The 22,867-nt window shown below is 74.1% G+C and carries 12 protein-coding genes; 3 read left to right on the top strand and 9 right to left on the bottom strand.

Going from position 1 to position 22,867, the window contains the following annotated elements:
- Window positions 1–33: 33 nt before the first annotated feature.
- The 5 genes from OM076_RS15500 to OM076_RS15480 are packed head-to-tail and all read right to left on the bottom strand — an operon-like array spanning window position 34 to window position 15,329.
- A complete protein-coding gene (locus OM076_RS15500) occupies window positions 34–1,728 on the bottom strand; it encodes a hypothetical protein (protein WP_270040910.1) in 1,695 nt (564 codons plus the stop codon).
- Window positions 1,728–7,133 (bottom strand): hypothetical protein, encoded by a 5,406-nt coding sequence (locus OM076_RS15495; RefSeq protein WP_270040909.1) that lies wholly within the window; start codon window positions 7,131–7,133, stop codon window positions 1,728–1,730. The genes OM076_RS15500 and OM076_RS15495 overlap by 1 nt, the downstream gene beginning before the upstream one ends.
- Window positions 7,130–9,691, bottom strand: a complete 2,562-nt coding sequence (locus OM076_RS15490; protein ID WP_270040908.1) for a hypothetical protein — start codon at window positions 9,689–9,691, stop codon at window positions 7,130–7,132. The genes OM076_RS15495 and OM076_RS15490 overlap by 4 nt, the downstream gene beginning before the upstream one ends.
- Window positions 9,688–12,897: a DUF6603 domain-containing protein gene (locus tag OM076_RS15485; protein WP_270040907.1), complete on the bottom strand. Its 3,210-nt coding sequence runs from the start codon at window positions 12,895–12,897 to the stop codon at window positions 9,688–9,690. Before OM076_RS15485 ends, OM076_RS15490 begins: the two co-directional genes overlap by 4 nt.
- Window positions 12,894–15,329, bottom strand: coding sequence for a metallophosphoesterase family protein (locus tag OM076_RS15480; protein ID WP_270040906.1), 2,436 nt, complete (start codon window positions 15,327–15,329; stop codon window positions 12,894–12,896). Before OM076_RS15480 ends, OM076_RS15485 begins: the two co-directional genes overlap by 4 nt.
- An 87-nt stretch (window positions 15,330–15,416) precedes the next feature.
- On the opposite strand from OM076_RS15480, the gene OM076_RS15475 reads away from it, so the two are divergent.
- The 3 genes from OM076_RS15475 to OM076_RS15465 are packed head-to-tail and all read left to right on the top strand — an operon-like array spanning window position 15,417 to window position 18,297.
- The gene (locus tag OM076_RS15475; RefSeq protein ID WP_270040905.1) at window positions 15,417–17,639 is read left to right on the top strand and encodes an FUSC family protein; all 2,223 of its coding nucleotides are present in this window, start codon (window positions 15,417–15,419) and stop codon (window positions 17,637–17,639) included.
- A 37-nt stretch (window positions 17,640–17,676) separates the two neighbouring features.
- Window positions 17,677–17,919 carry a type II toxin-antitoxin system Phd/YefM family antitoxin gene (locus OM076_RS15470; protein WP_270040904.1) on the top strand — a complete coding sequence of 81 codons (243 nt, stop codon included), beginning with the start codon at window positions 17,677–17,679 and terminating at the stop codon, window positions 17,917–17,919.
- The gene (locus OM076_RS15465) at window positions 17,920–18,297 is read left to right on the top strand and encodes a PIN domain-containing protein (protein ID WP_270040903.1); all 378 of its coding nucleotides are present in this window, start codon (window positions 17,920–17,922) and stop codon (window positions 18,295–18,297) included.
- 10 nt (window positions 18,298–18,307) lie between these two features.
- Here the strand turns inward: OM076_RS15465 and OM076_RS15460 are convergent, their stop codons facing one another.
- The 4 genes from OM076_RS15460 to OM076_RS15445 are packed head-to-tail and all read right to left on the bottom strand — an operon-like array spanning window position 18,308 to window position 22,762.
- Window positions 18,308–18,703 carry a GtrA family protein gene (locus OM076_RS15460; RefSeq protein ID WP_270040902.1) on the bottom strand — a complete coding sequence of 132 codons (396 nt, stop codon included), beginning with the start codon at window positions 18,701–18,703 and terminating at the stop codon, window positions 18,308–18,310.
- The gene (locus tag OM076_RS15455) at window positions 18,700–20,124 is read right to left on the bottom strand and encodes an MptA/MptB family glycosyltransferase (protein WP_270040901.1); all 1,425 of its coding nucleotides are present in this window, start codon (window positions 20,122–20,124) and stop codon (window positions 18,700–18,702) included. The genes OM076_RS15460 and OM076_RS15455 overlap by 4 nt, the downstream gene beginning before the upstream one ends.
- Window positions 20,121–21,992, bottom strand: coding sequence for a glycosyltransferase family 39 protein (locus tag OM076_RS15450; RefSeq protein ID WP_270040900.1), 1,872 nt, complete (start codon window positions 21,990–21,992; stop codon window positions 20,121–20,123). Before OM076_RS15450 ends, OM076_RS15455 begins: the two co-directional genes overlap by 4 nt.
- Window positions 21,989–22,762 (bottom strand): glycosyltransferase family 2 protein, encoded by a 774-nt coding sequence (locus OM076_RS15445; RefSeq protein WP_270040899.1) that lies wholly within the window; start codon window positions 22,760–22,762, stop codon window positions 21,989–21,991. Before OM076_RS15445 ends, OM076_RS15450 begins: the two co-directional genes overlap by 4 nt.
- Window positions 22,763–22,867: the final 105 nt, after the last annotated feature.

Here is a 22,867-nt window from a genome sequence, read left to right as displayed (position 1 = left end):
CGCGGCCTGGTCAGCCGCGGCTCCGCTCCTCGGTCACGTCGGCGGCTCGGTCGTGTCGAACCGCAGCCCGCTGGAGCCCTCGCCGCGCCCGACCGTCTTGCGCCGGCCGAGCCAGAGGAACGTGCTGCCGTCCATCCAGCGCGCGAGTTGGTAGGCGCGGGTGACCCGTGCGCCCTCACGCGGGACCTCGTCCTCGCGCAACAGGAGCTTGGGGTCCTTCGACAGCGGCGTCAGCAGCCGCCCGCGCGGGCGCAGCGGCGTCACCGGACCGCTCGGGCTGACCCGCGGAAGCGCACCGAGGCGGAACGACATCGACGGGTTGGTCGCCACTGCGCGTTGTGGCATCAGCGGGAACCAATACGGCGGCGGGTCGGTGCGCAGGCGATAGGGCACGGCGCCGTCCGGGGGTGGCACCGGCGGAGCGGGAGCAGCGGCCTCGCCGGCGGCCCGCGCCTGGTCGGCGGGCAGCCCGTCCTCGCCCTCGACCGCCTTCTCGACCGCCCACGCGAGGTTGGCCACCTCATCGCGCAGGAGCAGGACGTCCTCGACGTCGCGGCCCTGGAGGCTCGCGCCGAGCGCGGGCGCGACGAGCAGCGCGTCCTCGGAGCCGCCCTCCGCGCGCGAGAGCTCGAACATCCGCCATTCGCCGCCCGGCGCCGTCGGCCCGACCGTGGTCGTGCGCCCGAAGGTGTCCTTGACGTCGAGGCGGGTGATGCGGACGAGCGTGCCGACCGGCACCTCGAGCGGGACCATCAGCCAATCGGCCCCGTAGACGAGCGCGAAGCCCGAGAGCAGCATGCGGCCGAGGTCCTCGGGCTCCGCCGAGACCGCGCCGAAGTTGACGCGCCCGTCCTCGAACTCCCACAGGCGCGAGGCCGGCATGCCGGGGTAGGTGACGGCGGTCGGCACGACGGTCACCGGCCCGAGCGTGGAGCGCCCGGCGGGTGGGTTGGCGGTGGTGCCGGCGGCCGTGAACGTGTGCCAGTCCAGATGGCCGTCGGCGTACTCGTCGGCCTCGAGCGCGATCCCGTCGGGAGTACCGGTCCCGAACGCGTATTCGAGGCGATCCTGCACCCAGGCGGCCGGTCCGCCGGAGGGCGTGAAGGCGAGCGCGTCGAACCACGCGACCCAGGCCTGCGCCACCGCGATCACGGCGGCGGCGTCGGCGGCCGGGATCACCGGCGCGGCGGGCAGTGCCGGCGGCGTGGCCCGCAGCGAGACCTTGAGGTCCTTGTAGAGCTTCTCGCCGTCGATCGCGCGCCCGGCGACGAGCGCGAGGAAGCGCCGGCCGGCGGCGTCGGCGACGGGCGGCGTCGTCGCCGCGATCGGGTACGCGGTGCGGAAGGGCCCCGCGTACTGGCCGAGGTTGCGCGCCGCGAGCATGCGCTCGAAGTGCTGCCCGGCGCGGACCCGCATGCGCGCCGTGGGGGCCGCGTGCAGGTCGTCGGCCTCGACGAGCGTCTCCAGCGGCACGGCGGGCACCGAGTAGTTGCTCGTCCGCGCGGTGGGGCTCGGACGGCCGGGACGCAGCTTGGCCATCGGCGCGACGGACGCGCTCACCTGCGCGACGATCGCGCTGCCGCCGTCGACGGCCGCGAACTCGCCGAACTGCCACTGGCGGGCGAGCAGCCACAGCGGGTCGTGCACGCGTGCTTCCAGGCCGGGGGCGAGCTCGCGGTCGCGTGCGGCGGGCTCGAGGCGTGCCCAGCGGATCGGCTCGCCGGGCATCAGGAACCAGCGGGGGCCATGACACTCCCCAGGTCGGTGGTGACGGTGTCGGCCGCCGGCGCGGAGGCGAGGTAGATCGCGGGCAGGTACTGCCCGAGGCGCGGCACGGCGGGTGTGTTGTTCGGTGCGGCGAGCGCTTCGCCGTCGACCAGGCGCAGCTGCGCGAGGTCGAGCGTTTCGAGCAGGGTCGCCTCGAGGTTCGCGAGGCTCCATACGTGCGCCTCGTCGGGCGCGACGGCGAGCAGGATCGTCTGCGGCGCGCGGGCGACCGGCTGATCGACGTGGAAGCTCAGGCCGCTGAGCTGCGTGCGGTCCGGGATCACCTCGGTCCACTCGTCGATGACGAGCCCGGCCAGCGGGGCACCGGCGGCGGGTCCGCTCGTCCCCGTCGATTGCACGACCAGCGACAGCCGCCCGCTCGTGATCGGCTGCGCCGCAGTGGCGGGCAGCCCGCTCCAGCGGTCGCCCGTGCGTCGCGGCAACTGCGCGACGCGCAGGCGCAGCGGTTGCTGCGCGCCGCTCGCCTCGCCGTAGAGCAGCGCGGTCTCCAGCCGTGACGCACCGTCGCGGACGTGGGCGGCGCGCTGCAGCCAGGTGACCGCCGCGAGCGGGTCGCCTGCCTGGAGGTCGGTGCTGGTGGCGAGCGAGGCCACGAACTCGCTGCCGGCGGCGGCGGTCACGCGCGGGAGGATCCGGAAGCCGTCACCTAGCGCGGCGGCGACGCGCGCGCGGTCGTCAGCCGCGGCGGCGACCGCGGCGGAGCGGCGGTCGAGCTCCTCGAGCGCGGCGCCCGCGGCCTCCGGCGGCGCCATGACGCCGAGCTTCGCCGCCCGGCCCAGCGCGGCGCGCACGGCGTCGGCGGACTGTCCGGGCGCGAGCGCGGCCTTCAAGCGCGTGCGCGCGTCCTGCAGCGCGGCGGTGGCGATCGCGGTGCGCTTGGCGAGGTCGGCGGCGTCGATCCCTGGGTCCGTGCTCGGGCCCGGCAACGCGAGGTCGCGCGCGTCGAGCGCCCGGGCGCCCTCAAGCAGCTCGCGGACGGCCCGCGCGAGCTCGAGGAACTCGCCGAGGCCGAGTTGCGCCGGCGTCCACGCGGGATCGCGGTCGAGGACCAGCTCGACGGTCGTGCCGGGCTTCGCGAACCGATCCAGCAGCGCCAGCTCGATGTCGGTCGCTCCGGCCGGACCGCCCGCGGGCGTCATCGCGAGCGCGTCGAGCGCCGAGAGCTTCAGCACGCTCAGATCCGCGTTGGTCACGGTCACGGCGCCGGCCGCCGAGGTGGAGCGGACGCGCACCAGCACGCGGTTGGCGGGGCCCAGCGCGCTCGCCGCCCACGCCTCCAGAGCGGGCTCGACCTTGGCGCGCACCTGGGTGGCATCGGTCGGCCAGCCGGCGGGCGTCGCGGTGGTGTCGGCGAGCACCAGCAGCCGGTGGGTGACCGCGGTGCCGGAGCGCGGGGTCCGCACGACCTCGACGTCGGGTGCCTGCGCGTCGCCGCGCGAGAGCGCGTCGACGGTCGCGCCCGCGCGCTGGGCGTTGCCCTGCACCAGCTGGTGGACGCTCTCGGCGACGAGCACGTCGGCGAGCGCGTCGACGGCGTCGTCGAGCGACTGCAACTCGGTGTCGAGCGCCCGCTGTTCGGGACTGCCGAGCGCCGGCAGCCCCGCGGTGCCGAACGGGATCGACTGGTCGTCCCAGTGGCCCGTGGCCACGCCCACGCGCCAACGGCGGCGCAGGCTGAGCCCGTCGGCGACGTTGCTCGCCCGCAGCGCCTCCGACACGCGCGGCTGGCTCGCGCGCAGCTCGTCGAGCAGCGCCTGGGCCGCGGTGACGGCGGCGTTCGCCGCGTCGACCTCCGCGAGCTGGTTGGCGACCTGCTGGTCGGCGGCGAGGACCTGCATCGCGGTGGACTGCTGCTGCGCGTGCAGGACGTTCATGGTTGCGGCCACCGCATTGAAGGCCTGGTTGGCGGCCACGACTTGCGGCTGGAGGTTCGCGATTCGCGCCTCGGTCGCCAATTTGTCCTGCAGCCATGCGGAGAGTCCGGACAAGCCGGGCCGGTGCGTGACCAGGAAGTCCAGGTGAGCCTGCTCGGAGGCGAGCTGCGAAGTGAGGCTGTTCGCGTTCGCCTGCGCGGCGTTGAACTGCGGCTGCACCGCGTTGATCTGGTTGCGTACGGCGGTGTCCGCTGCCTTCGCGGCGTCGTCGTTGAGGCGCAGCTGGCTCAAGATCTGCGCGGCCGCCTGTGCGCGGGCGGTCGCCACGCCGAGGTCGTGCTCGGCGGCGGTGATCGCGTCCAGCGGCGCGAGCGCCCGCAGCGGCGCGACGTAGCGGTCCAGCACGAGCTCGGGATGGTCCTCGTGCAGGCCGCGCTCGAGGCGGTAGCCGAGCAGCGCGCCGAGCGGCTGGCCGGCGCGGACGCCCTCCAGCAGGTTGAGCGCGAGATGCACGCGGCGCGAGGAGAGGTCCAGCGCGAGCGGAGCGTCGGGCCCGCCGACGTGTGCGAGGTGCCCGGAGCGCAGGACCGCCGCGGTCGCCGCCTGCCCGAGCGACGGGGCGTGGATGTAGCCGTGGGTCGCCGCCTGCGCGGCCGAGGTCGGGCGCACGTTCTCGAGCACGCCGTAGCCACCGAGCCGGACGCCGAGCGCCTTCTTGGTGCGCAGCGTATTCAGGCGCCGGGTGGCCATCCCGGTGACCCAGGCGTCGAGGCGGTGCGAGGCCAGGTCCAGCACGCCGCCCGCGTAGCGTGCCAGCGGCGCGGCCGGGACCGCGAGCAGCTGCCGCAGCGCCGCGTGCATCTCCATGAACTCCGTCAGCTGGGCGGCGACGGGCGAGCCCGCCGTGCTGTTGGCCGAGCGCACCGCGTCGAGGTGCCCGGCGAGCGTCTGCCCGGCCGCGGTCACGCCGTCCAGCGGCGCCGTGAGGCGACTCCACGGCGTCGGTGCGGGCGTGCCCAGTCCGGGCTCGTCGCCCTCACCCGGCGCGGCCAGCCCGCGGGCGCGCAGGATGCGCACCGCGGTGGTCGTGTAGGCGCGCAGCAGCGCGTGGTGCAGCAGCGCGAACAGCAGCGCGTTGGACCCGCCCGGAGGGGTGCCCGTGCGCAGCGTTTCGAGCCCGTTGTAGACCAGCCAGTTGACGAAGCTCTGCGCGGTCGGCAGCGGCGCCGTCTCCGACGGCTGGACCGCGACCGTCGGGCCGGTGAGCGGCGTGACGAGCGACTCGAACACCGCGTGCGCGAGCGCCGGATCGAGCGCGAGCCCGAGCGTCTGCAGCGGTTGCAGCGCCTGCGCGACGCGCGTGAACGCGGCGGCATCCGGCGCGGGCAGCGAGAGCCCACGCGCGCTGTAGTGCATCGAGACCGGGCCCATCGCGACGGCGGTCGCGAGCATCGCGCCGAGGTCGACGCCCGGAGTCACGCGTGGCACGCCGCCGAGCGCCGCGCGCCACGCGGGGGCGAGGCCGTTGAGCAGCGGGGCGAGCTGCGCGTCGAGGTCGGGCGGATCGAGCAGCTTGAAGCGCCGCAGCGAGGTCACCGGCAGCACGCCGTACGGCTGGCGGCCGAGCCGCATGGTCGGCACCGCGCCCCCCGACGTGACGTTCGCGAGGAAGTGCGTTCGCGTCGCGGCGATCGCGTCGTCGGAGACCGCGCCCAACAGCTGGTCGAGCATGTAGCCCCAGGTCGCCGGCCAGAGGGCGACGCGCAGCGCGCGCTCGAACGCGATCCCGACCCCGCCCGCGCCCGCGACGTGGGTGAACGGATCGAGCGCGATGCCCAGCGCCCGCGCGAGCACCGTGCCGTCGGAGCTGCTCGCCGTCAGCGCGGCGCCGCGCTCGTTGCGCAGGCTCACCGCCGCGTCCTCGCCCGCCGCCGTCCACGCCGATCGCACCGCGTCGGTGTTGTTGGTCGGCGTGCCGGCCGCCGTGATCGCGAGCCCGTCCGTGTAGTGATGGGCGTCGAGCAGGGCAGCGATCCGGCGGGCGCTCTCGGTCCCGTCGGCGGTCGCTCGCAGGCCGAGCACCACGAGCCGGTCGAAGCCGCCGGAATCCGCCGCGGCGAGAGGGATCTTCAGCGCCATGCCGCGGTCGAGGGCGCGGTTGAAGTCGACCAGCCAGTGGGCGGCAGCGCCCAGCGGCGCCGCCGGATCTCCTGCGCTGACATCACTGGGATCGGGGCCGACGGCCAGCGAGTCGGGGATCGGCTTGCCGAGCACGGCGAAGCGGCGTTCGCCGCCGCGATAGCCGAGCGCGATCCAGCGGTCGGGGAGGACGTTGGTGCGCGCGGCCCGGGTCCACGCCGCGGCGCGCTGGGGCGGACTCGGGGCGGCCGCCGCGCGGGCGATCCACGCGGCGCGGGGCGTGCCGAAGCGGTCCACGAGCGCCCGCCACGCCTCGAGCGTGGACGGGGCGGTGGCGCCGCCGGCCTTCTCACGCGCGAGGTAGCTGGTGCCCCACGCGAGCTCGTCGGCGGTCAGCTCGGGCTCGTGGCCGTCGACGTGCAGCGTGTCCGGATAGACCCGCACGAGCAGGTTGCCCGTGTCGAAGCGGGTCTCGAGCCGCACCGGCAGCAGCGCGAGCGGAAGGTCGGCGGCGATCAGTGCCGCGAGGTCGTCGGGGTTCTCGCTCGCGACCAGCTCGGTGCGCAGCCGCTCGAGCTCGGCGGTCGCGGTCGCCACCTGGGCGGGCGTCGTGGCGGCCGCGACCTGCGCCGCCGCGGCCGTGATCGCGCCCTGCGCGGCGACCAGCAGCGCGTCCCACGACTGCCACGCGGTCGTGACGCGGGTGCGCGCGGCGGCGATGTCCGTGCTCAGCTTGGGCGGAAGCGCCTCCACCGCGGCCTGCCGGGCGCGCGCGTCCGCGAGCTGGGCATTGGCCGCGGTGAGCTGCGCCGTCACTGCGGTCAGCGCCGCCTGCGCCGCCTGCAGTTCCGCATTGGCCGCCGCCACGGGCGCGTTGTGCGCGTTGGCGGCGGTGCGCGCCGCCTGCGCCTGCGTGCGCTTGGGGATCGCGGCGCGTTCGGCGTCGAAGACACGCTTCTGTGCCGCTTTGAGCAGGCCCGGAGGCGGATGCCCGCCGTCCTCCTGCATGATGTCGATGAGATCCTGGCGCGCTTCCTCCACCGCAGCGTCGGCCGCTGCGGAAGCGGCTTCGGCGGCTTCAGCCGCCGCTTCCGCGGCGTTGGCCGCCGCCACCTCGTTGTCGCGCGCCGCCGTGGCCGCGGACACGCGCGCCTGCGCGTCGGTGACGGCCTGCTGCAGCGCGGCGATCCGCGGCGGGAGCTGGGCGAGATCGGCGCGCAGCTTGGCGCGGTCGACCTTCGCGGCCACCAGGCGGTCGGCCAGGACGAGCGCGTCGGCCTCGGCCGCCTGCCCCTTCGTGCGAGCGGCGACGACTGCCGCGAGGTCGGTCATGTCGCGCTCCTCTTGATCAAGCGCGACGCGTGCAGCGCTACGCGGAAGGGTTGCTGGAAGCTCAGCGACGCGTGGTTGGCCGCGTTGCGCCCCCACAGTGCCTGCAGGTTGGCGGCGGCGGCCAGCGGTTTGGAGACGTCGACGTGGCCGGAGGGTGTGACCGGCACGTGCGCCCACGCGAGCGCGTCCGGCGTCTTGGGCACGCCCGGCGTGGCGACCTCGTCGAAGCCGAAGCGCGGCTCGCCCGGGTACTCCTCGAAGACGAAGTACCAGCCCGGGCCGGCCGGATCGATCCCGAGCGCCATCTCCTCGCTGAGCGCGAAGCCGACGAACACGATGTCCGGCGCGAGCGCGCCACGGAACATCGGCGCGAGCCGCGTGGCCGGGTCCAGTGCGCCGCCCGCGAGGGCGCGGGCGGCGTAGATCGTCGTCGTCGGGTAACGGCGCAGGAGCTCGCCACGCACGAGCAGCACGAGCTGGCCGGTGCCGCCGCGGAGATGGTTGCCGAGCGGGGCCACCGCCCAGTCGGCGAGCGGCGGGATGTCCGCGAGCGCCTCCCGGCTTCCGGGCTGGCCACTGACGTCCCAGAACTGCCGGAACGCCGTCCCGGAAAGCGATGCGGGGTACTCGCGCCACAGCAGCTCGCGGCTGAGCTCGTGGTTGAGGCCCGCCATGTAGGCCTCGATCACCCGCGGCGTGGTCTCCAGCAGCGCCACGCCGTCGGCCTCGACGTCCTGCACACCCGGGAGGAAGAGCCAGGGCGCGATGCGCTGCAGGCCGTCGTACATCGCCTCGTCGAAGTGCGGCTCGGTCGCGACGGGCGCGAGCGGATCGGGCCGCGTCCAGGTGCCCGCGGGCGCGGCGACGCGGGCCTCCGCGCGCGCCAGCACGGTGGTGTCAGGAGCGAGCCGCTCGAGCAGCTGGGCGCGCAGCGCGTCCGCCGAGAGCGCCGGGCGGGTGTCGACGTCGGCGACGGGCGCGGCGGCGCTCGCGAACGCCGCGACCGGCGGCAGCACGACCATCCCGCTCGGCGGCGCCGGCGGCGGCTTCATGGCCGCGTCGTCGACGGCGGTCAGGAGGTTGATCTGCGCGGCCGGGCCGGCGCGCCGCGCGAGCAGACCCTGCGGGCTCGCGAGCCGGCGCATCGCCCCCGACACGACGGCCTCGGGCACGCGGCTGGTCCGCAGCTCGGCGTCGACGGTCTCGGTCGCGAGCTGGATCTGCGCATGGGCGGGCTGGGTCATCGCCAGCAGCCCCGCGGGTGAGAGCGGCTGCAGATGCCGGTCCAGCACCACGTTGCCGAGCTCGCGCGCGACCTGCGAGCGGCGCAGCAGCGCGTTGACGTCGTTGACCGCGCCCGCCTGCTCCCACGCGCGCGCCATCAACTGCTCCTGGCGCTCCTGCACGACCCGCGTGCCGGCGGCGGCCGCGATCCGCAGGCGCGGGTCCAGATTGAGCTCGCGCAGCCAGCCGGGCTGCCCGCCGGCCACCGGCAGCGCGCTCGCACCCGCCTGCATCTGCCCGTAGACCGGCGGTGCGAGCACGTCCGGCGGCGCGGCGGACAGGGTCTTTTCGAGCGCCGTCTGAAACGGCACGCGCTGCGCGTCGGTCCACGGCGGCGGCGCATCGGGGCCGGGCACGCGCAGCGCACTCTGCAACTCGATCACACCGCCCGCCGGAAGGCCGCTGCCCGCGGCGGTGAGGTCGAGCTTGGGCGGGTGCGCCGTGGCCGGATCGAGCGGGCTGGGATGCAGGCGCCGCACGAGCGTCTCGAAGCTCCCGGCGGGGCCGGTCGAGAACTCCCACGCGTGGTACACCGGGAGCTGCAGGCCGGGCGCCGGGGTCGCGGTCCACGCCGGGTCCAGGCGCGCTTCATCGTCGGCGGTCACAGGGTCGCCGAGCCCTGCCTTGACGCCCGCGAGGAACGCCGGGACGAGGCAGGCGAGGTACGCCGTGTCGGGCTCCAGATGCCGCGGGCACACCAGCCGCGAGCACGCTCGCCCCGGGTCGGACATGAGGATGTCGGTCGGCCGCGCACCCGCGCCGAGCCCGGCGATCTGGCCGTGCGCCCACGCCCACGACTGCGAGAGGTCGGGCAGCTCGGCGGCGGGATCGGCCGGCGCGGCGAGCTGGAGCACCGGCAGCGGCCCGCCGGGGTTCGAGCCGAGTGTGACACCGGGTTGGCGGCGGATCGTCACGAGCACCAGCCACGGCCGCAGCCGCGTCTTGGCCGTCCCCGGCGCGGCGGGCGTGAACAGCCATGGCAGGTCGGCGCGGGCGAACTGGATGCCCGGCATGTAGCCCGACTCGAAGCGCGTCGTGCCAGGCGGGGGATCGCGCCGCACGATCTGCGCCGGGTCCAGGCCAGTGACATCGCCGGGTCCGTAGAGCTGGACGGAGGCCGGCACGTCGCCGGCGCCGTCGACGTGGACGGACACGGGCAGCTTCACGCGAGCGGTCAGCGCGACCCCCGGCTCGTCGAGCGCGGCGATCGAGCGGCCGACACCGCCCTGCACCCACGGCAGGAACGTGTACGTGGCGAGCGGGGGAGCGGTCATGCGGTCTCCCGGAGAGAAAAGGCGGGCGGGCGGGCCGGCGTGGTCGCGGTCAGCGTCAGGAACGCGTCGCCGGGGATCGCCACCTTCGCGGACTTCGGCTCCGGCACGCCCTCGGCGGTGACGATCAGCTGCTCATAGACGACGCTGACGGTCGCGGCGGCGCCCGCGGCGAAGCCGTCCGCGCCGAGCGCGGCGCCGGAGGTCATCTCCTCGAACGACGGCGCCGAGAGCTTCGCGTCGTCGCTGAGCGCGGTGAACTGGGCGGGGGCGAAGCGGTCCTGCAGCGGCGCCAGCGAGGTGCGGACGCCGCCGATCGTCGCCAGCGTGATCCGGAAGCGCTTCGCGCCGCTGGGGACGCTCGATCCGAAGCGGTCCAGCGTGCGGTCCAGCGGGGCGACGCGCTGGCGCACCTGGAGCGTCGCGAGCGGGTGGGCGAGCACCGCCGTTCCCGGCTCCAGCGCGCGCAGCGAGACCAGACCGGCCGCCCCGGCGGGCAGCTGCGCGCTCCACGACCGCGCGTCGGCGAGCGCGGCGAGCAGCAGCGGGGCCACGTCGACCGGGGCGGGCAGCGCCGGTGCCACATCGTCGCCGATCGTGACATCGAAGCCGAAGGAGACGTCGAAGAAGAGGATCGAGAACGAGGCGCGCCCGCGGGCCCGCCACGGGCGCGGGCCGCTGAGCGTGAGCGCCAGCGAGATCGACAGCAGCGTGTGACCGCCGGCCTTGACCGCGAGCTTGGCGGCGATGTCGACGACGAACGACAGCGGCGACACCGTCACCAGCGCGTCGAAGGAGAGGAAGCCCGCGATGCTGAAGCTGCCCGCGCGGGCGCCGAGATCGACGCGCGCGCCGAACTGCACGGTGTTCGAGGTCAGTGCGAGGTAGGCCTCCAGGCGCAGCTTCGGGTTGTCGCCGCTCGCCAGCGCGACCGCGACGCGGTCCAGGGCAGGGAACCCGGGCGGGGCGGCGAAGCGCGGGTGGAAGCCGCCGACCGCCAGCAGGAACGAGGGCGTCTCGCCCCAGTTCATCCGCAGCGCCATGTCACCCGTGAGCGCGAACTGCGCCAGCCGCGAGTCCACCAGCGTCGCGTCGACCGCCGCCTCGGCGCGGTCGAAGTCGATCACGCCCAGCAGGTCGACCTGGATCCGCACGATCGCCTCGTGCTCGTCCGGGAGCACCGCCTTCAGGCGCCCGAGCACGACGAGCCGCACCGGCGCCGGCAGCTCGAGCACGAGCGCCAGCTCGATCGTGATCAGCGTGGGCGAGCCCCAGACGATCCGGGCGGTCGGCGCGAAGACGTGCCGTCCGGGCGCGGGCGGGAAGAGCCCGGCGAGGCTCGCGATCAGCTGGCCGACGCTCGCCTTCGGATCCGGCGGCGAGAGCACCGCGCCGAGCGCGCCGCTCTTCAGGCCGGCCCGCATCGCATCCACCGACACCGTCCGGTTGATGCCGAGCAGACCGCCGACGCCGACCAGCATGAACCCGAGGCCGAGTTGGACCGGCGGGAAGTCGGCGGACACGAGCACCAGCAGCGAGTAGCCGGGCTTGCCGCCCGGTAGGCGGGTGCTGAGGAGCCCGACCGCGCGGACGCCGATCCCCTCGAACTCGAGATGCAGCTCGCCCGCATACTCGCCGCGGTCGGGGTCATAGGCGAGGAAGCCGCCGCCGACCACCGGTCCGGCGTCGATCGAGAGCCCGAGCTGCGTGGGTGCCTTGAAGCCGAGGTCCAGATCGGCGACGCCGAGGTTGCCGCCGTCGTCCGGGAACGTCAGCGTGGCGCGCACGCCGACCCCGTCGATCGAGACGTCGACCGGTCCGACGCTCGCCTCCAGGCCGGCGGAGATCACCGCGTCGACCTTGCCGTCGGTGGCGTGCAGCCCGACGTGCACGTCGGGCAGCGACACGCCCGCCGCCGACAGGCCCACCGGCAGCGTCGCGTCGAGCCCGGCGCTCCCGCGGAAGGTCAGGCCGTGCTCGTTGGACCAGGTCAGGCCGGTGCTGAAGTCGGCGCGCAGCCCGTTCGCCGGCAGGATCGAGGCGAGGAAGCTGTCGCCGTCGGCGGGTGCGACGACCAGCGAGCCCTTCGGGACGTCGGCGGAGAGCGCGAGGCTCTGACGCGCCTGCGACAGCGCGGTCTCGACCCCGAACTTGGTGCCGAGGAGCTCCAGGCGCGTGCCGGTGGGTGAGCCGATGACGAACGGCTTCGCCCCGTCGGCGACGACCTGTTCGGCGGTGATCTTCCCGTTGAACCCTGCGGTGCCCGTGTCGGTGAGCAGCGACAGCCCGTGCCGTCCGTAGGCCACGCCCCCGACGCCCGCGCCGAAGTCGACGGTGATCGTGAACGGCCCGATCCCGCGCGACGCGGCGAGCGCGCCGAACGGGGTCACGACGAGGCCGAGGTCACCGCGGTCGGCCGACGAGAACGAGAACACCGCGCCCGCCTCGGCGGTCGCGCCGACGTTGAGCGGGTGGTCGAGATAGACGGCGAGCGAGTGCGCGAGCGGGGACGCGGAGTCGGCGAGCAGCGCCGTGTCATCCGGGTTGATCCCGTAGCGGCACGGCACGCCGAGCTCGCGCAGCAGGCCGACGACGCGCGGGAACAGCTTGTCGGCCATCGCGTCGGCGTCGGCGACGGTCGCCAGCGGCGTGACGTACTCGGCGCGCATCACCGCTTCTGGATCGCGCAGCAGGTCGACCAACCGGCTGGGATGCAGGCGATCGATGCGATACCCGAGCCGCACGGGCTTCTGGGTCGCGTCGAGTTGCACCTCCGACAGCGGCTGGTCCTCCAACGGCTCGAGGATCGTCAGCAGCACGAGCACCTGATGGACGACGGGATGCAGCACCGTCAGCCACGCGCTCAACAGGAGTTCGCCGACGTCGCGCCCGAAGTCGCCGAGCTGTCCGAGCTGGCCGTCGCCCGAGCCGAACGCCTCGATCGCCGCGAACGCGCGACCCGCGCCGGTGAGGACGTCGGCGATCGAATCGAAGGACGGCGTCGCCTCCTCGGCCAGGGTGTCGATCGCGCGCTTCTCGGCGACGACGGCCTCAAGCGCCGTCGCGAGCGGCGCGGCGTCGGTGTCCGGCAGGGCGCCGAGCTCGGCCAGCATCCCCTCAAGCGCGCCGGGCACGGTCATCGCGCGCTCCAGCGGGTACAGCAGAGCGCCGAACTCGTTGGCGAGCGATGCGAAGAGCGAGTCGCTCATGGGACGACCTTGAACTGGCCGGGCTGGAACGGGAACTTCGTGTCGTTGGGATCGAGATTGACGACGTAGTCGACGAACAGCACCAGCGACGTGCTCGGGTCGGTCCAGCGGATCGTGTGGATGACCTTCTTCTGGTCCGTGTTGGACCACTCGAACGTCAGCTCACCGACGTTGTTGAGGCCGATGATCTGGCGCTTCACACCGGGGTCGAGGTTGTATTGGCGGTAGTTGCCGGTGACCGTGTTGAACCAGCCGAGCGCCTGCTTGCGCTGGTCCGCCGTCGCGCCCGGCGGCAGCGCCGGAAGCGGCTTCGGCACGTTCGGCACGGTGGCCGACTTCGTCGTCACCAGGTAGTCCAGCTGGTAGATGTAGTCCGGCGGGATCGCCACCTTGACCTGCTCGTCGATGCGCAGCGTCCCGGAGGCCCGCAGCGGCCGGCGGTCGACGAAGCGCGTCCCGAAGCGCGTGCCGACGGCGACCTTGGCCGCCTTCAGGCTCCCGCCCGCCGGGACGTTCCAGCCGGCGTAGAACTCCTCGACGTGCGGCCCGATCATCGGCTTCACGTACCAGTGCGGGGCGTAGGTGTAGCCCTCGGTGCCGAGGTCGAGCGTCGAGTCGGTCTGCTTGCGCAGCGAACTGGCGACCAGCTGGGCGATGACCGAGGTCGTCGGCGGGGCTCCGGCGGCCTCGCCGAAGCGCCGCGTGGCCTTGTAGAGCATGCGCGAGGCGAAGGCGATGTGCACGTCGCCTGAGAGCAACATCACCGGCCCCTTGCGTTCGTTGCCCACCACCGTCAGCCGCTCGGTCACGGACTTCATCAGGTGGTCGAACGCGGTCGCGGGCAGGTCCCAGGCCTCGTGGACGTCGGGGAAGTGCGCGGCGTGGTTCGCGATCCAGTCGTGGCGCGTCGCGCTGCGGATGGGCTCGACCGGCGGGGCGTTGGTGGAGATCACGACGAGCAGCGCCCGGCCCGCGGTCTTCGGCTGGATCTGCTCGATCTGCGCGGCGAACTGATCGGGCGAGAGCAGGTCGGGTGCCTCGCCCCCGCCGCGCGGGAAGCTGCGCCACGTCCGGGTGTCGGTGACGATCACCTGGTGGCCCAGACCTTCGATCGTGTAGTTGAAGATCAGCGAGTTCGGGTCGTGGAACACCGCCCCCTTGGCCTTGATCTGCACGTCGGTGTGCACCGAGACGATCGGGTCGATCTTCGCCGCGTTGGTCTCGTAGGTGGCGGCATTGCCCTTGTCCAGCAACGACAGCAACGTCGTGCCGGGCAGGCTCGCGTCGGCCTCGGCGAACTGCTCCGGGACGTTGCCCCAGTGCTGGCAGAGCGAGTACGCGACGATGCCGTTCTTGATCACGCGCCGGCCGAGCGCGTTGCCGTACATCCCGACGCAGATGTCCAGCGTCATGTTCCAGTCGTCGGTCACCTCATGGTCGTCGCAGATCATGTAGCTCGGGATGTTCGCCAGCACCCGGCGGACGTCGGTCAGGCCGCCCGCGAAGCTCTGCAGGTTCTTGATGTGCTTCTCGATGTCATCGCCCGGCGGGAGCACGCCCGGCGGCACGTGCTCGACCCCGAGGCCCTTGCGCACGGCGGCGACGACGTCGGCGAACAGCGGGACCGTGCTCGCGTCCCACAGCACCGGGGACCACACGAACAGGTACATGCAGAGGTACTCGCCGAGCACGAGCAGGTGGGCGTCGAGGTCCTCGGAGGTGAACTTGGCGCCCTTGAGCAGCTCCCGGCGCATGTAGGGCGGGAGCTTGTTGGCCTGCTCGAGCCCCTCGTAGCGCTCCGGCACGGGCAGGTTCTCCTTCCAGCCCAGCAGCACGTCGGAAGCGTCGGTGAGCATGATCAGCATGGCCGCCCCGACGTCGTCGGCGTAGATCTGGTCGCCCATCAGCAGCAACTGGTGCGGGCGCTGCAGCGGGGTCTGCGCCGTCTGGGAGATGAGCTGCCCGACGAGCGGCAGCGCGTCCTTGCCGTTGCCGTGCGGCATCCGGCAGGAGGAGTGGATCATCCGCAGCTGATTGATGTCCTTCGGCGGCAGGCAGAACGTCGGCTTGTCGAAGGGGGCGTAGGACAGCGACGCGTTGCCGGTGGCGGTCGCGAGGTTCATCGACTGGCTGTCGTCGAAGGCGAACGCCAGGTCGTAGCGGTAGACGACGTTCTCGACGAGCGGCGCCGCGGGCGGTTGGCGCGTGGCCGTGACCGCCACGATGTGCAGCTTCGTCCCCAGCGCGATCGTGTGGCGCGTGCCCTCGAGCATCCGGAGGCCGCTGGGGTCGAAGACTTTCAGCGTCACTCTTCCCGGCTCGCGCATGGCCAGCCAGACCGTGGCGGTCTCAGGCGTGACCTTGCGCAGGATCGGGCCGGCCAGGACGCGCGGCTTGGACCCGATCGAGTTGCTCAAGGAAGCCCAAGCCATGCCTTCGACCGTACGTCTCACCGGACATCGGTGACAATCAGGGTTCGACCCTGAACTTAGGCGGCCCGGAATTGTGGTGTGGTCAACATGGCTAGCGCGCGTGCGCTGAACTGGCTGCGGACGCGCGATCGCGGTTTCGCCGCGCTGCGCCGTTCGGCGCGCACGGCACTGGTCATGCCGTCGCTGTTCGCGTTCGGCGACAAGGTGATCGGCAACCCGACGCTCGCCACGTTCGCGGCGTTCGGCTCGTTCGCGATGCTGCTGCTGGTCGACTTCGCCGGCCCGATGCGCAACCGGCTGCGCGCGCAGGCCGCGCTCGCGGTGACGGGCGCGGTGTTCGTGTGCTTCGGAACGCTGGTGTCCAACTCCGCGTGGGTGGCGGCCGCGGCGATGACGCTCGTCGCGTTCGGCGTGCTGTTCGCGGGCGTGGTGAGCTCCGTGCTGGCCGGCGCCACGACCTCGTTGCTGCTCGCGTTCATCCTGCCCGTGTCGATCCCCGGGCCGGTGTCGTCGATCCCGGATCGGCTGGCGGGCTGGGGGCTGGCGTCCGTCGTCGCGCTGCTCGCGATCGCGCTGCTGTGGCCGGCGCCGGCGCGCGACCCGGTGCGCAGCGGGGCGATCGCGGCGTGCCGCGCGCTCGCCGCGCGCCTGCGCGCCGAAGTGGCCCACGTGCTCGGCGAGGGCTCCGCGGCCGAGCACGACGCGGCGCTCGCTGGTTCCGACGGCGCGCTCGCCGCGCTGCAGGCGACGTTCTTCGCGACGCCCTACCGGCCGACGGGGCTGAGCACCGCCGCCCGGGCGATCGTGCGGCTCGTCGACGAGCTCAAGTGGCTCGACGCGATCGTCGCGCAGGCCGCCCCGCGGCCGGCCGGGAAGGTCGATCGGCGGGCGTGTGCGGTGAAGGTGGCCGCCGCCTCGGTCCTGGAGTGCTCCGCGGATGCCTTGGACGCGCCGCAGCGCGCCGCGGCGCCGCTGCACACCGCGCTCGCGGACCTCGACGCCGCGCTGGGCGCTTTGGAGCAGCACGCGACGAGCACGCCTCCCGACGGCGACGACGCGATCACGTCGCTGGACCCGAGCTTCCGCGCGCAGGAGCTGAGCTTCATCGTCACCCAGATCGCCGGCAACGTCGATCTCGCGGTGATGGCCGAGCGTCGCAGCTGGCTCGATCAGCTGCTCGGCCGCCGGCCCGCGGGCGCCAGCGGCGGGCTGGCGACGGCGCAGGAGCGAGCGGGCGCGCACGTGGAGCGCCACTCGCTGTGGCTGCAGAACAGCGTGCGCGGCGCCGTCGCGCTCGGGCTCGCCGTGCTGGTCGCCGACCTCAGCGGTGCCCAGCACGCGTTCTGGGTCGTGCTCGGCGCTTTGGCGGTACTGCGCACCAACGCGCTGAGCACCGGGCAGAACGCCGTGCGCGGGCTGGTCGGGACGACGGTGGGCTTCGCCGTCGGCGGGGTGCTGATCGTCCTCATCGGCACCAACACCACCGTGCTCTGGGTGCTGCTGCCGTTCGCGGTGCTCTTCGCCGGGCTCGCCCCCGCCACGATCTCCTTCGCGGCGGGACAGGCCGCGTTCACCGTGACCCTGCTGATCCTCTTCAACCTGATCGCGCCGGAAGGCTGGAAGATCGGGCTCGTCCGGATCGAGGACGTCGCGATCGGCAGTGCGGTGAGCCTGGCGGTGGGCCTGCTGTTCTGGCCGCGCGGGGCGGCCACCGCGCTCGGCACCGCGCTCGCCGAGGCCTACGTCGACAGCGCGAACTACCTCGCCGGAGCGGTGCGCTTCGGCATCGCCCGCTGCGATGCCACTGCGCCCCCGGCACGCGCGCCGGAGGCGGAGGCGATCCGCGCGGCGGCGGCCTCGCGGCGGCTCGACGACACCTTCCGCAACTACCTCGCCGAGCGCGGGTCAAAGCCCGCGGCGCTGGCCGAGGTGACGAGCCTCGTCACCGGCGTCGTCGGGCTCCGGCTCGCCGCGGACGCCGTGCTCGACCTGTGGCAGCGCGAGGCGGTCTCCCACGGCGATCGCTCCGCCGCCCAGGCCGAGCTGCTCGGGAACACGGAGCGGATGACGCGCTGGTACGGCGGGTTCGCCGAGAGCCTCGTGGGTCGCGGCGCGGTGCCGGACCCGCAGCCGCGCGATTCACTCGCCGACCGCCGCCTCGTCGCCGCGGTGCAGAACGATTTGAGCGACGGCAACGGCGGCGGGACCGCGACGGCAGTCCGGATGATCTGGACGGGTGACCACCTCGACGCCGCGCGGCGCCTCCAGGACTCCCTCGTCGGCCCGGCCCGCGCGGCGACGACGGCGTAGACGGGCGGACGGTAGCAGTTCTGCTACCGTCGGTCGGGTGCCGGTGATCCCGCAGAAGGAACTTCGCAACAACGTCGCCGACGTGCTGCGTCGCGCGGAGGCCGGCGAGGAGTTCACGATCACGGTGGCCGGGCGGCCGGTCGCGCAACTCGGGCCTGCGCGCCGTCGTCAGTGGGTCAGCGGGCCGGAGCTCGACAAGGTCTGGGACACGCCGGCTCCGGAGACGCTCGACGAGGAACTCGAGCAGTTCCCCGGCGCGCTGGACGACCCGTTCGCGTAGGTGCGCGCGATCCTCGACACGTCGGTGCTGATCGGTGCCGACAAGCCCCGTGAGCTGGAGGGCGCCATCAGTGCCGCGTCCTTGGTTGAGCTGCATTTCGGCCTCGGAGTCGCACAGGACCCGGACGAGCGCGCCCGCCGTGGGCTGCGTCTCGGCGTGATCGAGTCGACCTTCGAGCCGCTGCCGATCGACGCCGCGGTGGCGCGCGAGTGGGGACGGCTCTCCGCGGCGGTGCGCACCCGCGGAGGACAACCGCGCCGGCGCGCGATGGACCTCGCGATCGCCGCGACCGCGAACGTCCACAAAGTCCCTCTGCTCACGCACAACGGCGCGGACTTTCAGATCATCGACGACCTGGTGGACGCTCGCGCGCCTTAACTCGCGACGGTCACATGACGGGTCGAGTGCCGCCGGGGCGGAAGACGACGCGGCGGGCGAGCGTGTAGGTCAAGAGCGTCACGAACGGGATCACGAGGCATTCGGCGGGGAGCCGGTGGAGTGCGAGGTCGGTGGTGGTGAGCGCGATCCCGGCGCCGCTGCAGAGCGCGCCGAGGCCCTGGACGGCGACGTAGCGGGTGAGCGTCGCCGCCCCGCCCTGCGCGTGGAACGTCCAGGTGCGGTTGAGCAGGTAGCCGTTCACGGCGCCGGTCGCGAACGCCAGCGCGGAGGCGGGTGCGGCGGCGACGTCGAGGTGGGTGAGCAGCGCGAACGTCACGAGGGTCAGCGCCGTGTTGATCGCGCCCACGAGGCCGAAGCGCACGAACCGCGAGAGTTCGGCGCTCATGACACCAACCGCCCGGAGAACACGTGGTTGGCGTGCCCGGTCGCCGAGCGCGTCGGATACCACCCGATCGCGTGGACGAGCCGCGGCATCTGCGGCGCCCCGGCGACGCCGAGCCACACGCACCCGACGATCGCCAGCGGGGCGAGCACGCGCGGGCGCGCGAGCGCGGCGAACGGCAGCGCCCACGCCAGGTACCACGGCATCACCCAGGAGAGTGAGAGCACACTCGCGAACAGGACCAGGCCGATGGCGCCGACCGCCCACCGGCGCCGCCACAGGACGAGCGCGCAGGCGAGCAGCACTGCCGCCGCCAGCGCGTCGCGGCCGTACCCGCGGATCGTCGGATCCGCGCCGCCGTGGCCGGTGAGCGCGCCGATGATGTTCGGCAGGCTCAGCGGGTTGACGAGCTGATCCTGCACGCCCACCGACGGCAGCGCGCCGTCGAACATGACGAGGACCACGAGGCCGACGACGAGCGTCGCCCCCGCCGCGCCGGCGGCCGCGATCAGGCGCCGGTCGGCGCCGAGGACGATCAGCGGGGCGACGACCGCGAAGGACGGCTTGAGCCCGGCGGCGGCGACGACCAGCGCTCCCGCGCCGGCGTCCCACCCCCAGCCGTGGTCACGCCCACGCAGCAGGCAAGCGACGGCGGCGAGCACACAGAGCACGGCGGGCATGTCGTTGTGGAACCCGCCGATGCCGACCGCGAGCGTGACCGGGCACAGGCCGGCGCAGGCCAGCGCGCGCTGCGGCGAGCGCCCGAACCGCTTTGCGAGCCACCACACCAGCGCGAGCGCTCCCAGCGCGGACCCGACGACGATCAGCTTCCAGGCCCAGTACGCGTCGGGCAGCGGCAACCGGGCGAGCGGCTCGGTCAGCAGCGTGAACAGCGGGCCGTAGGGGCTCTCGAGGTGATGCCAGTTCGAGAGCGCATAGGCGGCACCGTGCGGGGCCTGGAGCGGGATGTGGGTGTACGGATTGAGCCCGTGCGCGGCCATCCCGCCGTAGACGAGGTAGTTGAACGTGTCGGTCAGCGGCTGCGGCGGCCCGAGCACCCACACGAGCTGGGCGGCGGCGACCGCAGTGGCCACGACGGACGTGGGGAGTGAGGGTGCACTCACCCACGCGATCAGCCACGCCGCGAGCATGATCACGAGCGCGACGGTGAAGTCGGCGCGCAGGCGCAGCGGGTCGGTCGAGAGATGCGGCAGGAGCCCGTGGAGCGGCCCGAACAGCCAGGCGTCCGCGGCGCGCATGGTCGGCGGCGACAGCACCGACGGGCGCTCCGCGGCGGCGAGCACGAGCCACAGCGAAGCGCCGAGCGATGCCAGCAGCGCGCCGGCCGCGACGACGGCGCCGAGCGCGCGCGAAAGCCCGGCGGCCGCGACGCGGGACGGCTGGACGAGCGTGGTCGCGTTCATGTCGCTCCGGTCGGGTCGAGGGCGTACAGCACGTGTGCGTGCGGCTTGCCCGCCGCGTGCATCACGTCACGCGCGTGGACCGCGGCTGCCCGCGGCTCGCCCGCCGCCGGCGTCGCGTCGAGGGCGTACAGCGTGCGTGCGTGCGGCTCGCCCGCGGCGAGGCTGCGATCGACGCCGTGGGCGCGAATCCACGCGGCCAGATCGGTGCACCCCGCGGTGCGGCAACCGCCGCCGACGATCGCGGTGCGCACCTGGCCGGCAGCGACCAGCCGCGCCAACCGCGGCACGCTCACGACGTCGCGCCCGGCAGCGGTGAGCACCAGCGCGGGCCGCCCGTCATGCACGATCAGCGGCGCGGCGGGCGACGTCGCCAGCGAAGCGAACTCGTAGCGCGCGCGGCCCTGGTGGCCGCGGAGATACGCGCTCACGCGGTCGACCCGCGCGGCGGGCAACGCGCCGACCGTCCCGGAGTCCTGGACGTGCGCGACGACAGCGCGAACACTCGTGACCGCGGACGAGAGCAGCACGGCCACGAGTGCCACACCGACGGCGCCGCCGACGAGAACGCGCCGGGCGCCGTCGTGGTGGTCGTGTGCCGCGCGGCGTGGACGCCAGGCGGCGTCGCCGCGGTCGTCGGGCGCCGCTGTGCGGGCGCGGGGTCCCGCGGCGGCCGCTTCGCCGTCCCGGGCGCGAGCGGTCGTCAGCAGGACCGCCGCGCCCAGCAGCGCGGCGATCGCCGGGTCGAAGGCCTCGAGGTAGCGCGGGCGGAGTGCGCCTTGGAGGCTGAAGAGGACGGTGCCGAGGGCGAGCCACGTCGCGAGCGCCGCCAGGCCCGCGCGGCCGGGACGGTCCAGGCCGCGCCACGCGCCCGTGACAGCGACCAGCGCCACCGAGGCCCAGGCCGCCGCGAGCTCGATCCCGAGACGCGACCGCAGCTCGTCCTGCGCCGAGAGGAGCCGCAGCGGGCCCGGACCCGCCGGGATCCGAGACGCGCCGCGGGCGGCGGCCGCGGCTGACTTGACCACGCCGGGTGGCTGCGCGGCGGTCACCCGCCCCACGCCGTCGTAGACGAACGCGGCGTTCCAGGCCGAGCCGTCGCTGGAACCGAACGCCCACGGCCGCTGCGGGCCTCCGAAGGCGGTCAACAGGACGAGCCAGGCGAGCCCGACCGCGGCACCCACCGCGCCCGCCGCGAGCAAAGCTCGCACGCGCGCTCCCCGCGACGCACGCGCGCCGAACCACCACAACAACGCCAGTGGCAGCGCGGGGAGCAGCGCCTCGAACAGCTTGGCCTCGAACGCGAGCCCGAGCAGCGCGCCGGCGAGCACGACGCACCCCCAGCGTCCGGAGCGCAGCCCGCGGGCCGCGACCGCGAACGCCGTCACGACCAGCGCGGCCATGACCGAGTCCATCGTGTCGCTGCGCCCCGTGATCACGGCGATCGGGAGCACCGCGAGCGCCATCGCGCCCAGAAGCGCCACGCGCGACCCGAAAAGCGTGCGCAAGAGGTCGTACAGCGCCACGACCGTGAGCGTCCCGCCCACGGCGGCGGGCACGAGCAACGCCGACGGCCCGAACCCGAACAGCTTGGTGCTCGCCACCTGCAACCACAGGTCGAACGGCGGCTTGTCGATCGCCAGCCCGGCGGACGGGTCGAACGCACCGACGAAGAACGCGTGCCACGACGTGCCCATGCTCCGCACCGCGGCGTCATAGAACGGGTCGACGGGCGTCCGCCCGAGCGCGGCGAACCGCAGCGCGGCGGCGAGCGCGAAGACCGCTCCGACGGCGACGCGCTCGACGGTGCGGGCACGAGGCCGGGCGAGCGCCAGAGCGGCGCCGCCGTCAAGGACGAGCGGAGCGCTCACGCCACCGCGGTGCGCTGGGCCGCGGAAGCCGAACGCCGCTCCGCGCGCAGGCGGCGCAGCAAGGCCTGGCGCTCGCGGAACGCGCGCAGGATCACCCGGATGTCGCCGCCGGTGGGTTCGCCGGCCAACCGCGGACGGTGCTGCACACCCACCTCGGCGAACCGCCAGCCCGCCATCCGCCCGCGGACCAGCAACTCGGTCGAGACCATGGCGCCGTCGCACGTCAGAGCCAGCGCGCGCAGGCTCGGCCCGCGGACCAGCTTGAACGCGCAGTCGACGTCGCGAACCCCGATGCCGAAGCTGTGGCGCATCAGCCCGTTCCAGGCCCCCGCGGCGAGCAGGCGCCAGCGCGGGTCGGCGCGGCCCAGCCGGTAGCCGGCGACGAGCTCGTGGCCGGCGGTGAGGTCGAGGAAGCGGCTGAGCTCGCTCAGATCGAACTGCAAGTCGCCGTCGGTCAGCAGCACCCAATCGCCCTGCGAGGCGGCGATCCCGGAGCGGACCGCGGCGCCGTACCCGCGGTTGCCGTCGTGGGCGACGACCCGCACCCGCGGGTCCTTGGCCGCGAGCGCCTCGGCGATCGCGAGCGTGTCATCGCTGCTGCCGTCGTCGACGACGACGATCTCGTGCTGGTGCGCGAAGCGCTCGGCGGCCTGGCGCGCCTCGGTCACGGCCGCGAGGACGTTGGGCGCCTCGTTGAAGCACGGCAGCACGATCGAAAGCGACGAGAGGGCACGGCGGGTGCCCGGGGTCACGGTGTCGGTGGCGGTCATCGGCGGCAAGGCTCCTTGTGAAGGGTCGATTCGATCCTCGTCCGCCGAGATCAGCGCCGATCTAGGGTCACGTTGGTGTTCTGTTGGGAAACCGTTCGCCCGCCG

Source organism: Solirubrobacter ginsenosidimutans (assembly GCF_027587205.1).
Note: the sequence above shows the minus strand (reverse complement) of the source record. Positions and strands in the feature narration are given on the sequence as shown.